The organism is Acinetobacter sp. Ac_3412, from assembly GCF_013072675.1.
Taxonomy (GTDB): domain Bacteria; phylum Pseudomonadota; class Gammaproteobacteria; order Pseudomonadales; family Moraxellaceae; genus Acinetobacter; species Acinetobacter higginsii.
In genome coordinates this window covers 238,893-253,482 of the sequence record NZ_LXUJ01000001.1, presented here as the reverse complement: position 1 = coordinate 253,482, position 14,590 = coordinate 238,893, and the positions used below count along the sequence as shown (strand labels likewise).

At 43.8% G+C, this 14,590-nt stretch carries 10 protein-coding genes; 8 read left to right on the top strand and 2 right to left on the bottom strand.

Features of this window, described 5'->3' with window-relative positions; translation table 11 throughout:
* Positions 1-32 precede the first annotated feature (32 nt).
* The 3 genes from A7P54_RS01225 to A7P54_RS01215 all read left to right on the top strand — a co-directional run bounded on the left by A7P54_RS01225 (position 33) and on the right by A7P54_RS01215 (position 4,532).
* Complete coding sequence (locus A7P54_RS01225; RefSeq protein WP_171548405.1) at positions 33-1,415, top strand: aminotransferase class III-fold pyridoxal phosphate-dependent enzyme; 1,383 nt, start codon at positions 33-35, stop codon at positions 1,413-1,415.
* A 61-nt stretch (positions 1,416-1,476) separates the two neighbouring features.
* Entirely contained in the window at positions 1,477-3,039 is a 1,563-nt protein-coding gene (locus tag A7P54_RS01220; protein ID WP_171548404.1) for a CoA-acylating methylmalonate-semialdehyde dehydrogenase, read from the top strand.
* 101 nt (positions 3,040-3,140) lie between these two features.
* Positions 3,141-4,532 carry an amino acid permease gene (locus A7P54_RS01215; RefSeq protein ID WP_171548403.1) on the top strand — a complete coding sequence of 464 codons (1,392 nt, stop codon included), beginning with the start codon at positions 3,141-3,143 and terminating at the stop codon, positions 4,530-4,532.
* A 33-nt stretch (positions 4,533-4,565) separates the two neighbouring features.
* Here the strand turns inward: A7P54_RS01215 and A7P54_RS01210 are convergent, their stop codons facing one another.
* The gene (locus A7P54_RS01210; RefSeq protein ID WP_171548402.1) at positions 4,566-5,426 is read right to left on the bottom strand and encodes an EamA family transporter; all 861 of its coding nucleotides are present in this window, start codon (positions 5,424-5,426) and stop codon (positions 4,566-4,568) included.
* 120 nt (positions 5,427-5,546) lie between these two features.
* Here A7P54_RS01210 and A7P54_RS01205 point away from each other — a divergent pair, with 120 nt between their 5' ends.
* The gene (locus tag A7P54_RS01205; RefSeq protein WP_005202754.1) at positions 5,547-6,014 is read left to right on the top strand and encodes an Lrp/AsnC family transcriptional regulator; all 468 of its coding nucleotides are present in this window, start codon (positions 5,547-5,549) and stop codon (positions 6,012-6,014) included.
* A gap of 98 nt (positions 6,015-6,112) precedes the next feature.
* Here the strand turns inward: A7P54_RS01205 and A7P54_RS01200 are convergent, their stop codons facing one another.
* Complete coding sequence (locus A7P54_RS01200; protein WP_171548401.1) at positions 6,113-7,621, bottom strand: PLP-dependent aminotransferase family protein; 1,509 nt, start codon at positions 7,619-7,621, stop codon at positions 6,113-6,115.
* Between the two features lie 161 nt (positions 7,622-7,782).
* Here A7P54_RS01200 and A7P54_RS01195 point away from each other — a divergent pair, with 161 nt between their 5' ends.
* From A7P54_RS01195 to A7P54_RS01180, 4 genes are all read left to right on the top strand, one after another.
* A complete protein-coding gene (locus A7P54_RS01195) occupies positions 7,783-9,093 on the top strand; it encodes a 4-aminobutyrate--2-oxoglutarate transaminase (protein WP_171548400.1) in 1,311 nt (436 codons plus the stop codon).
* Entirely contained in the window at positions 9,090-10,538 is a 1,449-nt protein-coding gene (locus A7P54_RS01190; protein WP_171548399.1) for an NAD-dependent succinate-semialdehyde dehydrogenase, read from the top strand. The genes A7P54_RS01195 and A7P54_RS01190 overlap by 4 nt, the downstream gene beginning before the upstream one ends.
* 249 nt (positions 10,539-10,787) lie before the next feature.
* Positions 10,788-12,503 carry an amidohydrolase gene (locus A7P54_RS01185; RefSeq protein WP_171548398.1) on the top strand — a complete coding sequence of 572 codons (1,716 nt, stop codon included), beginning with the start codon at positions 10,788-10,790 and terminating at the stop codon, positions 12,501-12,503.
* A gap of 194 nt (positions 12,504-12,697) precedes the next feature.
* Positions 12,698-14,413 carry an amidohydrolase gene (locus A7P54_RS01180; RefSeq protein ID WP_171548397.1) on the top strand — a complete coding sequence of 572 codons (1,716 nt, stop codon included), beginning with the start codon at positions 12,698-12,700 and terminating at the stop codon, positions 14,411-14,413.
* Positions 14,414-14,590 lie beyond the last annotated feature (177 nt).

Sequence of the window (14,590 nt, the reverse complement as noted above, 5' to 3'; positions counted from 1 at the left end):
TACACTCCAAACATAAACCCAAAACAAGAAGAGTGATTATGTTTGATATCGACACCACAAATGACCGTGATGATGCATTGGAAGCCAGTCCGTCAGACGTTGCTATAAAGTTAAATTATCAAGCACATTGGATGCCGTTTACCGCCAATCGTAACTTTCATCAAGACCCACGCATTATCGTGGCTGCCAAAGGTTCGTCTTTGATTGACAGCACAGGACGTGAGATTTATGACTCATTGTCAGGATTATGGACTTGCGGTGCAGGGCATAGCTTGCCTGAAATCCAGCAAGCGGTGAGTCGCCAATTGGCAAAACTGGATTATTCACCTGCCTTCCAATTTGGACATCCATTGTCTTTTCAATTGGCTGAGAAAATTGTGCAGCACATGCCAGAAAAGCTACAGCATGTATTTTTTACCGATTCGGGTTCTGAGTCTGCAGATACTGCGATCAAAATGGCAAGAGCTTATTGGCGGATTAAAGGTCAACCGAGCAAAACCAAATTGATTGGACGTGCTCGTGGCTACCATGGGGTCAACGTGGCAGGTACCAGTCTGGGAGGTATTGGTGGCAACCGTAAAATGTTCGGTCAATTGATGGATGTGGACCATTTACCACATACCTTGCAATCGCATCTCAGTTTTAGCAAAGGCTGCGCTGAAACAGGTGGAATTGAACTGGCTGATGAAATGCTCAAGCTGATTGAGCTACATGATGCATCGAATATCGCCGCAGTGATTGTTGAACCTGTTTCAGGTTCGGCAGGTTGTATTGTGCCGCCAACAGGTTATTTAAAACGCCTGCGAGAAATCTGTGATCAACACAATATCCTGCTGATCTTTGATGAGGTGATTACGGGCTTTGGCCGCATGGGCACATGGACAGCGGCTGAATATTTCGATGTAACACCTGATCTGCTGACGTTTGCCAAACAAATTACCAATGGTGCCATTCCATTAGGCGGCGTTGTCGCAAGTCGCGAAATCTATGATGCCTTTATGCAACAAGACTTGCCTGAACATGCGGTTGAATTTACCCACGGCTATACCTATTCAGGGCACCCCGTTGCCTGTGCCGCTGCTTTAGCCACTTTAGATGTATTGGAAAATCAAAACCTGATCACTCAATCAGCGGCTTTGGCTCCAAGTTTTGAAAAGCTGATACATGAGTTAAAAGGTGCACCGAATGTGATTGATATTCGCAATTGCGGTTTGATTGGGGCATTACAGCTTGCGCCACGAGATGGCGATGGCACCATTCGTGGATTTGAAATTGGTATGAAGTTGTGGAAAGCCGGTTTCTATGTGCGTTTTGGCGGAGACACCATTCAGTTTGGTCCAATGTTTAACAGCACCGAAACGCAATTATCACGGTTGATCAATGCTGTGGGTGAAACCCTTTACCAAGTGAAATAAAGCTTGGGTGGGTACCTGCCAAAAGCAAACGGAAAATAAGATACAGAGACAAGGAATACAGATGAATAATTTAGAACATTTTAATGCCAATGCGTTCAGCAATACGGATTCAGCTCCAGCCTCAACCCCTCAATTGATTGGGCATTTTATTCAAGGTGGTTTGGTCACCAAATCCAGTCGAAAACAAGCGGTCTATAATCCGGCAACCGGTGAGATTAGCAAAGAAGTGGCATTGGCAGATACAGCGCTAGTGAATCAGGTAGTGCAGATTGCAGAACAGGCTTTCCCTGCATGGCGCGATACGCCAGTAATCAAACGTGCGCGGGTGATGTTTAAGTTCAAACAATTACTTGAAGAAAATGCTGAAACCCTGTGTGAATTGATCGGGCAAGAGCATGGCAAGATTTGCCATGATGCCAAAGGTGAATTGCAGCGTGGCATTGAAAATGTGGAATATGCCTGTGGTGCACCTGAGTTTTTAAAAGGTGAGTATTCTAAAAATGTTGGTCCAGATATTGATTCTTGGAGTGAGTTTCAACCTTTAGGTGTGGTTGCAGGGATTACCCCTTTTAATTTCCCTGCAATGGTGCCGTTGTGGATGTTCCCGATGGCGATTGTCTGTGGCAATTGCTTTATTTTAAAGCCTTCGGAAAAGGCTCCTTCAGCCGCACTCTATTTGGCTGAGTTACTTAAACAGGCGGGCTTGCCAGATGGCGTATTTAATGTGGTCAATGGTGATAAAGAAGCCGTCGATGCTTTACTGCATCATCCCAAAATCCAAGCCATCAGTTTTGTGGGGTCAACGCCAATTGCAGAATATATTTATCGGACTGCCACCTCGACAGGAAAACGCTGTCAGGCCTTAGGTGGTGCAAAAAACCATGCGATCATTATGCCCGATGCCGATATTGATAATGTGGTGACCTCCTTATTAGGTGCAGCCTTTGGTTCATCGGGTGAGCGTTGTATGGCCTTGTCTGTTGCGGTGGCCATTGGCGATGAAGTGGCCGATGTGGTGATTGCCAAGCTCAAGCAAGAAATGCAGCAATTGAAGTTTGGTCATTATGCCGATGCCAGTAATGACTTTGGACCGCTCATTTCGCAAGCACATAAACAGAAGGTACAAGCTTATATCCAAAGTGCCGAGCAACAAGGTGCTAAAATTGTGGTGGATGGACGAGATGCTAAACCTGTCGGTTACGAACATGGATTCTTTGTCGGGCCGACCTTGATTGATCAAATTTCAGCAGAGATGACCAGCTATCAACAAGAAATTTTTGGGCCGGTATTACAAGTGATTCGTGTCGAGACCATGCAAGAAGCCATGCAGTTGATCAACGACCATGAATATGGCAACGGCACTTGTATTTATACCCGCGATGGTGAGGCGGCGCGTTATTTTACCAATAACATCCAAGTGGGCATGGTCGGGATCAATGTGCCATTACCTGTACCTGTTGCCTATCACAGTTTTGGCGGCTGGAAGCGTTCACTGTTTGGTGATCTGTATGCCTATGGGCCAGATGGCGTGCGTTTCTATACCCGCCGTAAAACCATCACCCAACGTTGGCCATCCGCACAGATTCGTGAGGCGAAACAATTTGCCATGCCAACTTTAAATTAATTTTTGCTCAAGGGGAGACCATTGGTTTTCCCTTTTTATTTTTATAGGAATTTAAACATGTAATTAACGGTTTTTTAAGACGTATTTTTAAGGAATAAAATATGAATAGCGCAAAAACAACAAAATTAGGTGAAGGACTTTCGAACCGCCATGTCACTATGATCAGTATTGGTGGTGTGATTGGTGCAGGTTTATTTGTCGGTTCATCCGCTGCAATTGCCAAAGCAGGTCCCGCTGCTGTACTGGCTTATATTATTACCAGTATTCTGGTTTTTTTAGTCATGCGTATGCTCGGTGAAATGGCCGTTGCACAGCCTGACACAGGTTCATTTTCAACGTATGCCCGTAAAGCAATTGGCCCTTGGGCGGGTTTTAGTGTGGGCTGGCTGTATTGGTGGTTCTGGGTTTTGGTGATCCCAATTGAAGCCATTGCAGGTGCCGAAATTTTGCATGCTTGGTTTCCACAGGTATCCAGTGCCATTTACGCCTTTGCATTTATTATTCTGCTGAGTTTGGCAAACTTCTTTAGCACCAAAAGTTTTGGCGAGTTTGAGTTTTGGTTTGCGCTGATTAAAGTGATTGCCATTCTCGTATTTATTGTGATTGGCGCATCTGCCGTGTTTGGACTGTGGCCTTTAGCTAAAGATGTCAGTGGTGTGGGCAATCTCTTTTCCAATGGCGGCTTTATGCCACATGGTATGGGCGGTGTGCTATCTGCAATTTTAATCTCAGCATTTTCCTTCTTTGGCATCGAAATTCTTTCGATTGCTGCGGCGGAGTCTAAAAATCCTGAAGAAAAAATCAAACGAGCAACCAATTTAGTCTTGTATCGGATTATTTTATTCTTTGTGGTTTCAATTTTCCTCGCGGTTGCCTTGGTCGATTGGCGTTCACCTGATTTACAAAAATTGGGTACTTTTCAGTATGTTTTGGTCAGTCTGAATATTCCTCAAACCAAGTTAATTATGGACACTGTGGTATTTATTGCGGTGGCAAGCTGTATGAATGCGGCTGTCTATACCTCTTCACGTATGCTATTTGCTTTAGGGGCTCGTCAAGAAGCACCCAAAATGGTCACAAAAATTAATGCAGCAGGTGTCCCGACCATCGCAGTATTTGCTTCGACATTGATTGGATTGGTTTGTTGTGCAGTGAATTATTTATTTCCTGGACAAGTATTTGGATTTCTACTGTCAACCACGGGTTCGATTGCATTGGTAGTTTACTTGGTGATTGCCGTATCACAGCTCCGTTTGCGCACCCAATTAGACAATGTTGGGGCTGCTGTGCCTTTTAAAATGTGGTTATTTCCGTGGCTGACTTGGTTTGTGATTGTGGTGATTATGAGCGTACTAGGCTATATGTTCCTGTCACCTCAATATAGCTATGAAACCACTTTATCTTTGAGCGTAACCTTCATTGTCGTGATCTGTGGACTGATCGTGACCCGAAAGAAGAAAAGTAGTCGAACAGTAGCGTTGCACCTAGACTGATTGAACAGCATGATAAGGCCTATGCGTTGAAGTTTAGGCCTTATTGTTTTTATAGGAGAAATAGGAGCAACCTGCACACGAGAGCATGATGATGGCAATACCCGAGATTTGATACGGGTTGAGATGTTCTTTTAAGATGAGCCAGCCAGCAAGGGCACTGACCGCAGGAGAGGCACTCAGTAAAATTCCAAACACTTTCGGTTCGAGCTTTTTCATCGCAAAGATATCCAGTAAGAACGGAATGGTACTGGAAAGTAGCGATACCAAAACACAGAGCAGCAAAATCCAATAAGAATGAAATAGCTGATTCAGATCAGAGATGCCAAAGGGTAGCGCAAATAGAGTTGCCACCAACATGCCTATCGCCACCGTATTGCTGCCGCCTTTGGCGACTTTAGTACCGTAAATGATATACATGCCCCAACAGAATGCTGCGGCAAGCGCATAAAACATGCCGATATAACTGAAATTCTGATTGGTACTACCCAAAGGTAATAACATCAGCCCAATAAACGACAAAGCACCCCAGAGTAAATCCTGTTTCAGTTTTGACATGACAATGGCAACGGTGAGTGGACCCAAGACTTCAATTGAAATGGCAATACCAATCGACAAATGGGAAAATGCCTTATAGATCAAAAGATTCATGAGACTCAGAATCAACCCATAAATGATCAGGTTTTTCCAATCCATTTGGGGATGAAAGCTACGCCAAGGTTTGAAAATTATCCAAAGTAATAGAGCTGAGAAACTTAAGCGAATCAGCGCAACTCCTTCAGCACCAAAGATCGGAAATAGGGTTTTGGCAATTGCAGCCCCAATTTGTACCGAGGCAAGTGATAGGCATGCTGCAGCCAAAGCAAATTCTTGTTTATTCTGAACAGACGCACGCATGTCGATGACCTAGAGCTTGATCATGAGATTTTAGTTCCTGAAGGATGATTAAATTGCGCTTATTGATTGAAGTCTGTGGGTTATTCACTCTATTATCGAAGAAAGATGAGGAATTAATTCATGGCAGAACTTTCACTCGATCATTTTGATTATGCAATTTTAAGAATATTGCAGCAGGATAATAAAACTTCACATCGGCAGATTTCGGAACAGATTGGTCTATCTCAGGCATCGGTACAACGGCGTATTGTTCGAATGGAACAGGAAGCGATTATTGAAAAGAATTGTGCGGTACTGAATCCAAAGCGATTTGGAGAGAAGGTCACATCCATTATCGAGGTCCGTTTAAGCGAGGATCGTTCCGTGGTGATGGATCGGGCCAAGCAATACTTTGCTGGCGTAGACGAGATTCAGCAATGTTATTTCGTCAATGGCGGGGTGTCTTTTATTATGATTATGCTCTCCAATAATCTATCTCATTTTGAAGCCTTAGTCAGAAAGCATTTTGCCGATAATCAAGATGTAAAAACCTATCGGACCTTAATCGTTTTAGATCGGGTCAAAGTCAGTTTAGATCTTTGTTTTTAGTTCAGATTGAACTGCTGATTCAGTTTCACTTGGTTGAGGTGTGAATTCATACAAGAGTGTTGCCTTGACCTTCTAAACCAAGTGCTATTTTACTGTGATCAACGGTTCTGTGGAAAAAGCTCAACAGCATTTTCAATCAAGCATTGACGTAAGATACTAAAGGCAAAAGTCATGTCTTGATCCTGCACACAGGCAAATCCAAGCAATAGGCCTGATTGAATTGGGGTATCGACACCTGAATAATATTGTGACAATGGGCGGACATTGACGCCGCGCGACAGTGCCAGTGCAGATATTTCAACATCATTGGCGTGATCAGGTAATTTGAGTACCAGATGTAGTCCAGCATCATGATTAAACGCATGTACAAATACATCGCCCAGATAGCGGTGAATCAGTTCAATCAGAAACTTCCGTCTTTTACTATACAGCAGACGCATCCGGCGGATATGTGCTGCATAATGTCCTTCACGAATAAATTCGGCTAAGGCACGTTGAGTGAGTAAGTGACCGCCTCGATACAGTTCAGCCGAAATTGTGCGTAAGGGCTGTACCAGTTGTTTCGGAACGACCATATAGCCAATACGCAAGGCAGGGTAAATGGTTTTACTAAAGGTTCCAATATAAATCACAGGCGGATTGTCTTCCAAACCCTGTAATGATGGATAAGGCTGACCTGAAAAACGGAACTCACTGTCGTAGTCATCTTCAATAATCCAGCTACCATGCTGTTGAGCCAAATCCAGCAATTTTCTACGTCTAGGTAAACTGAGATGCGAACCCAAAGGATATTGATGAGACGGGGTGACGAAAATCAGGCGTGGTGGGGTAGCTGGATGTTCTTCTGGAATAATGCCTTCGGCATCGACAGGCATCGGAACAATATTGAGGCCATTGATACGCAGAATATTCTTGGCACCCCAATAGCCCGGATTTTCAATCCAGACATGATCATTTAAATCACATAAAGCGCGTGACACCAGATCAACCGCCTGATGGATGCCTTCGGTAATAATAATCTGGTCTGTTTCACAATTGACTGAACGGGCAATGCGCAAATAATCCGCCAATGCATGGCGTAATTCCATACATCCTCCAGCATTGCTGTAGATCAAATTGGCAATTTCAGGCTGCCGACTGAGACGCGATTTGATCCGATTAAATTCGGCATGCGGAAATTCGGTGACATCAGGCGCACCGGGGACAAAGGCACCCCACTGATACGGGGAGGCAGCGGCATGTTGCAGCAAACTCGCCCCACGCTGAGAAAGCGTTCGTGTTGTATCTTCTGTGCTTGCAGCAGCATAGCTTGGTGTAGTGCTGACCTGAATATAACTTTCAGGTAGTGTCTCTGAGACCCAAGTGCCTCGACCGGTATGCGCTTGAATATAACCTTCAGCACGTAATTGCTCATAGGCATTGAGCACGGTATTACGTGAAACGTGCAGCTCATTGGCCAAATCACGTGATGCTGGAAGACGAGTATTGGGTGCAAGAATGCCTTCCAAAATGGCATCTCTTAAACAATGAAAAACCCGAGCGGGTAAAGTCCCTTCACTGGCCTGTTGTAAATGCTGTAACAGGTAGTCTCCTAACAGGGTACGCAATTGGCTCTCTCCTTTAGTCCAAAAGTGGCTCTCGTCTATTCCTTATAAAAGGTACACATTAAGTACCCATAGCGCATTTTAGCCTTGTTTCAGCAATACATTGCCATGAAGCAATTTAAATGCCCAAAAAGATTATTGTTTTGTCGTATAGAGGTAACAAAATGGATGCAAAGCATATTGCAATAAATGCTCGTAAACAGCAAGCAACCCCACGCGGTGTTGGCGTGATGTGCCAATGGTATGCTGAACGTGCGAGCAATGCGACTTTGTGGGATACGGAAGGAAACGAATATATTGATTTTGCCGGTGGAATTGCAGTTTTAAATACGGGGCATCGCCATCCAAAAGTCATCGCAGCAGTGGCTGAACAACTGAATAAATTTACCCATACGGCCTATCAAATTGTACCGTATGAAAGTTATGTGTCTCTGGCTGAACGGATTAATGCTCGTGCGCCGATTGATGGCCCTGCCAAAACAGCATTTTTTACCACAGGCGCTGAAGCTGTTGAGAATGCAGTGAAGATTGCGCGTGCTGCAACGGGTCGTCATGGCATTATCACCTTTGGTGGTGGTTTCCACGGTCGTACTTTTATGACTATGGCGATGACAGGCAAAACAGCCCCTTATAAACGTGACTTTGGTGTCATGACCGCAGGCGTATTCCATGCCCGTTATCCAGTGGCGTCTAAAGGAATCTCTGTGAATGATGCCTTGATTAGCCTGGAAGAAATTTTTAGTGAAGATATTGCGGCACATGATGTGGCTGCAATTGTGCTAGAGCCTGTACAAGGTGAAGGCGGATTTAATGTTGCACCAGTTGAGTTTATGCAGCAACTGCGCAAGATTTGTGATGAACTCGGTATTCTTTTAATTGCTGATGAAGTGCAAACTGGTTTTGCGCGTACTGGGCAACTGTTTGCGATGCAGCATTATCCAGTCAAAGCAGATTTGATTACCATGGCAAAAAGCTTGGGTGGTGGTTTTCCTCTGTCAGGTGTGGTCGGTCGTGCTGAAGTGATGGATGCACCGAATCCAGGCGGTTTAGGCGGTACTTATGCGGGTAACCCACTTGCGATTGCCGCAGCCAATGCCGTGATTGAGGTGATTGAAGATGAACAGTTATGTGAACGTGCCAATGTACTCGGTGATGAATTAGTAGAAATGCTCAAAGCGGCACAAAAATATTCAAATGATATTATTGATATTCGTGCATTGGGTTCGATGGTGGCAGTTGAATTTGGTGATCATGTCACGGGTCAACCGAAACCAGAAGTGGCGAAAGCCATTCAGCAATATGCCATGGAGCAGGGTTTATTACTTTTAACCTGTGGCAAGCATGGCAATGTGATTCGTTTCTTATATCCATTGACGATTCCTGTGGTTCAGTTCAATCAAGCGCTGGTGATTATTCAAGATGCAATTGCAGCGCAACAACCTGCATTACAAAAGCTCGCAGGAGCTGAAGCATGATTGATCTCAACTTGCAGGCTTTATTAAATCATCCAGATATTCGTTTTGATGCGGCGCCAACTGAACATTATTTTGTAGTGGATGATGCGGCGACAGGACAAGCTTTGGCTTGGGTCAAAGCATCTGACCAAGCCGACGTTGAAGCCGCGATTGCGCGTTCAGCCGTAGCTCAAGCTCAATGGCAGCAGCAGACTGCTTTGGTACGTGCCGATATTCTGCTGGCGTGGTATCAGTTGATTTTGCAACAACGTGAAGCTTTGGCACAAATCTTAACCGCAGAGCAAGGAAAATCGCTGGCAGAAGCACGCGGAGAAATTAGTTATGCAGCCTCGTTCATCCGTTGGTTTGCAGAACAGGCGCGTCGTGTCGATGGTTCCGTGTTAACACCTGTTCAATCACAGCAGCGTTTGATTGTGCTTAAGCAAGCGATTGGAGTGACCGCAGCGATTACGCCGTGGAATTTCCCAGCCGCAATGATCACTCGCAAAATTGCACCTGCTTTGGCTGCGGGGTGTTCGATGTTGGTCAAACCTGCGGAACAGACTCCGTTAACTGCCTATGCTTTGGCGGTACTGGCAGAGCAGGCAGGCTTACCTGCTGATCTATTTATTTTGATCAGTGGTGATGCGGTGGCTGTCGGGCAAACTTTATGTGCAAGTGATACGGTACGTAAACTCAGCTTTACAGGCTCAACCGATGTTGGTCGTATTTTGATGAAACAATGTGCGCCAACCATCAAAAAGCTTTCTTTAGAGCTGGGTGGCAATGCCCCTGTGATTATTTTTGATGATGCAGATGTTGAGCGCGCCGTACAGGGCATTATGGTCAGCAAGTTCCGTAACAGCGGACAAACCTGTGTCTGTGCCAACCGTATCTATGTTCAGGACGGGATTTATGATGCGATTTGTGAGCGCTTAAAAATCGCCGTTGAACAGCAACTTCGTGTCGGGGATGGACGTGAAGAAGGAGTGACACAAGGTCCACTGATTGATCAAGACGCAGTTGAAAAAGTGCAATCGCATATTGCCGATGCGGTGAGTCACGGCGCTTCAATTGTCGTCGGTGGTCAAGTGCATGCCTTAGGGAAAACCTTCTTTGAACCGACCATCTTAAGAGATGTCACTCAGCAAATGAAAGTTGCCAAAGAAGAAACCTTTGGTCCATTAGCGCCGTTGTTCCGTTTCAATGATGAAGCTGAGGCTGTTGCGATGGCCAATGATACGGAGTTTGGCTTGGCGAGTTATATTTTTACCCAAGACATGGCACGCCAATGGCGGGTAGGCGAAGCACTGCAATATGGTATGGTCGGTGTGAATACAGGGCTGATTTCCAATGAGGTCGCACCTTTTGGTGGAATTAAACAGTCCGGTTTAGGTCGTGAAGGTTCACAATTTGGGATTGAGGAATATCTGGAACTGAAATATATGTGTGTCGATATTTCTTAATTGAAAATGATTGATGGTCTGAACGAGCGTACTCCTTTCTTCAGACCTTTTTATTCATTCAAGCACTTCAGCGATGAGGTGCTTTTTGCATTGAAAATGCGGGGTAATTTTTGAGATCTATTGCATCTCGATTTTCATACTTATTTAAATGGTACCTATGTTTTCAACCAAATTGGTTCTCGGTTTTATTCAAAAATCACAGAAAATGAAAAGTGCAAAAATAAATATGGATAATGGAATAACGGACTTATGAAAAAGAAATTATGCTTAGGACTCAGCGTTTGTATGATGACCTTCGGGACTCAGGCACAAACACCACAAGCGGATATCATTGTGATGAATGCAGATATCCGAACTTCAAATCCAGCCAAACCGAAAGCACAAGCATTTGCAATTAAAGATGGCAAGTTTCTGGCTGTTGGTAATAATACCTTTATTCAAAATATGGCAAGTCCAAAAACACAGGTGATTGATGCCCAAGGCAAAACAGTCCTACCTGGTTTGACCGATGCACATACTCATTTATTGGGTGGTCTGGAACTTTGGGAAGGTGTGGATCTATTTGGGATCACCGATCGGCAAGAATGGTTTAAATTGATTGCCAAACGAGATAAAGAACTTGCGAAAGATGCGTGGTTGGTCGGTGGGCGTTGGGATGTCAGCGCCATGAAGGACAATCGTATGCCAACACGTCAGGAGCTGGATGCAATTGTGCCTGATCGACCTGTGGTGTTACAGGATATTGATTATCATACCGTTTGGGTAAACAGCAAGGCGATGCAATTGCTGGGAATAGATAAAAATACCAAAGCACCAGAAGGTGGTGAGATTGTTAAAGATCCACAAACAGGCGAGCCGACAGGAATCTTTAAAGAAACGGCAGCCAATCAACTGATCTTAGCCAGCTCGCAATATACAAAAGCATTACTCTCAGGCAAAGCCGCAATCCCAGTGGTTGAAAAAATCGTTGCTCATTTTAACAGCTTGGGAATAACCTCGGTACATGATATGTGGGCTGAACTCGCTACAGTGTATCCTGCTTTGCTTGAGTCACAGAAACAGTTACCGATGCGGATTCGTTTTGGATTAATGGCTGGGGAAGATCAGGCAACGCTGGCACAACTGCAAAGCTATGCCAAACAACGGGATCAACTCAATCAACGTTTTATCCAAAAAGAGCAGCAGTGGCAGAAAGGGCCGCAGTTCCGTTTTGGTTATATGAAATATTTTGTTGATGGTACGCTGATGAGCTATACCGCAGCATTGAATGAACCTTATGCAGATCGACATCATTTCAACATCGAGCCCATTACCTCACAGCCAAAATTGAATGACATCGTGAGAAATGCCAATGACGTGGGCTTTCCTGTGGCGATCCATGCCATCGGTGATAAAAGTGTGGATATGGCATTGAATGCGATTGAAAACAGCCCGAAACATCGCCAACTGCTGAATCGGATTGAACATATTGAAGTTACCACTAAAACGGCAATTCCTCGCTTTGCTGAATTAGGCGTTGTCGCTTCCATGCAGCCAGACCATGCGATTGCTGGTAATTATCAGGAGTTGCGTCTCGGTGAAGCACGAATGCCGTATAGCTATGCGTGGCAGTCGTTATTGAGTAGTGGTGCGTCGATGGTGTTGGGCAGCGACTGGCCAACGGCCCCTGAAAATCCAATGCTACAGTTAAGTGATGTCGTGTTCCGCGAATATAACGGCAAGACGCGTTATAGCGATAATGCCTTGAGTTTAGATGAAGCCTTGTATGCCTATACCCAAGCACCAGCCAATGTTGCAGGCTGGGGCAATGAAATTGGAAGTATTAGTGTAGGAAAATGGGCGGATTTTGTGGTTTTACAAGGGGCTTTGCAAACGCCATTAAATAAAGACATTAAAGACTGGAAAGTGGCTCAAACTTGGTTTGCGGGTGAAAAAGTTTATGACGGCAAGCTGAACAGTAAATAATAAATTGAGTGAAATAAAAAAAGCCTACGGGCTTTTTTTATTTTTCGCATATTTATTTTTAACTAAAACTAAAATAACTTTGTTTAAAAAATAAATGGTTCCTATATTTTTATTTAAATTGGTCCTCGGTTTTATTGCAAAAGTACGGACAATCAAAAGTGAAAAACAAACATGGATAATGGAATAAAGGATTTATGAAAAAGAAATTGTTGTTATGTGTCGGTGCTTCGATGATCGCTTTCAGTGTGAATGCACAAATGCCACAAGCTGATATCATTGTGATTAATGCTGATATTCGCACTTCAAACCCAGCGAAGCCCAAAGCACAAGCATTTGCAGTTAAAGATGGAAAGTTTTTAGCTGTTGGCAATAATGCTTTTATTCAGAATATGACTAATAAAGAAACTCAAGTAATTGATGCTCAAGGTAAAACAGTGCTCCCTGGGTTGACTGACTCTCATACACATCTTTTAGGTGGCCTTGAATTATGGCAAGGAGTTGATCTGTTTGGTATTAATGATAGGCAAGAATGGTTTAAATTGATTGCCAAACGTGATAGAGAACTCAAGAAGGATGCTTGGTTAGTCGGTGGGCGTTGGGATGTCAGTGCAATGAAGGATAACCGCATGCCAACACGTCAGGAGTTGGATGCCATTGTTCCTGATCGACCAGTCGTATTATTAGATATTGATTATAATACTGTTTGGGTAAACAGTAAGGCAATGCAGTTGCTGGGAATTGATAGAAATACCAAAACACCTGAAGGCGGTGAGATTCTCAAAGACCCGCAAACAGGTGAACCAACGGGGATTTTTAAAGCGACGGCTGGAATACAATTGATTTTGAGAAATCCTAAATACAGTGACTCACTACTTTCGGGTAAAGCGGCACTTCCAACCATTGAGCAAATCGTTGCCCACTTTAATAGTTTGGGGATTACTTCTGTACATGATATGTCGACTGAATTAGCCAGTGTTTACCCAGCTTTACTTGAATCACAAAAGCAATTACCGATGCGTATTCGTTTTGGGTTAATGACGGGTAAAGAACAAGCCTCTCTAGCACATTTTAAAACTTATACTATGAAGCGAGATGAATTAAATCAAAATTTCATCCAAAAAGAGCAGCAGTGGCAGAAAGGGCCACAGTTTCGTTTCGGCTTTATTAAATATGTTGTTGATGGAACGTTAATGAATTATACCGCTGCACTGAATGAACCTTATGCAGATCGACTTCATTTTAATGTTGAGCCGATTACGTCCCAGCCTTTACTCAATGATTTAGTAAAAAGAGCGAATGATGCGGGTTTTCCTGTTGCCATTCATGCCATTGGTGATAAAAGTGTAGATATGGTGTTGAATGCGATTGAAAATAACCCAAACCATCGTCAGTTCATCAACCGAATTGAGCATATTGAAGTGCTATCTAAAGCAGCGATTCCTCGGTTTGCTCAATTAGGCGTTGTTGCTTCAATGCAGCCAGACCATGCTATTTCTGGAAACTATCAAGAAGAGCGCTTAGGAGAGGCACGAATGCCTTATAGCTATGCGTGGCAGTCGTTATTGAGTAGTGGCGCATCTATGGTTTTAGGGAGTGATTGGCCAACTGCCCCTGAAAATCCAATGCTACAGTTAAGTGATGTAGTATTCCGCGAATATAATGGCAAGACCCGTTATAGCGATAATGCCTTGAGTCTGGATGAAGCCTTATATGCCTATACCCAAGCACCCGCCAATGTCGCAGGCTGGGGCACTGAAATCGGTAGTATTAGCGTAGGGAAATGGGCAGATTTTGTGATTTTACAGGGTGCTTTACAAACGCCATTAAACAAAGACATTAAGGATTGGAAAGTGGCTCAGACTTGGTTTGCGGGTGAAAAAGTTTATGACGGTAAGCTGAATAGTAAATAATAAATTGAGTGAAATAAAAAAAAGCCTGCGGGCTTTTTTTTATTTTTAGCGACTTGATTTTAAATCATGGCTAAATGTATTTTGCTTAAAAAGTAAATGGTTCCTATATTTTTATTTAAATTGGTTCTCGGTTTTATTTCAAAATTAAAGACAATGAAAATTCAAGAATAATCATGT

Coding starts and splice junctions, on each gene's coding strand:
- A7P54_RS01220 (WP_171548404.1), top strand. CDS start 1,477: ATGAATAATTTAGAACATTTTAATGCCAATGCGTTCAGCAATACGGAT.
- A7P54_RS01215 (WP_171548403.1), top strand. CDS start 3,141: ATGAATAGCGCAAAAACAACAAAATTAGGTGAAGGACTTTCGAACCGC.
- A7P54_RS01210 (WP_171548402.1), bottom strand. CDS start 5,426: ATGCGTGCGTCTGTTCAGAATAAACAAGAATTTGCTTTGGCTGCAGCA.
- A7P54_RS01205 (WP_005202754.1), top strand. CDS start 5,547: ATGGCAGAACTTTCACTCGATCATTTTGATTATGCAATTTTAAGAATA.
- A7P54_RS01195 (WP_171548400.1), top strand. CDS start 7,783: ATGGATGCAAAGCATATTGCAATAAATGCTCGTAAACAGCAAGCAACC.
- A7P54_RS01190 (WP_171548399.1), top strand. CDS start 9,090: ATGATTGATCTCAACTTGCAGGCTTTATTAAATCATCCAGATATTCGT.
- A7P54_RS01185 (WP_171548398.1), top strand. CDS start 10,788: ATGAAAAAGAAATTATGCTTAGGACTCAGCGTTTGTATGATGACCTTC.
- A7P54_RS01180 (WP_171548397.1), top strand. CDS start 12,698: ATGAAAAAGAAATTGTTGTTATGTGTCGGTGCTTCGATGATCGCTTTC.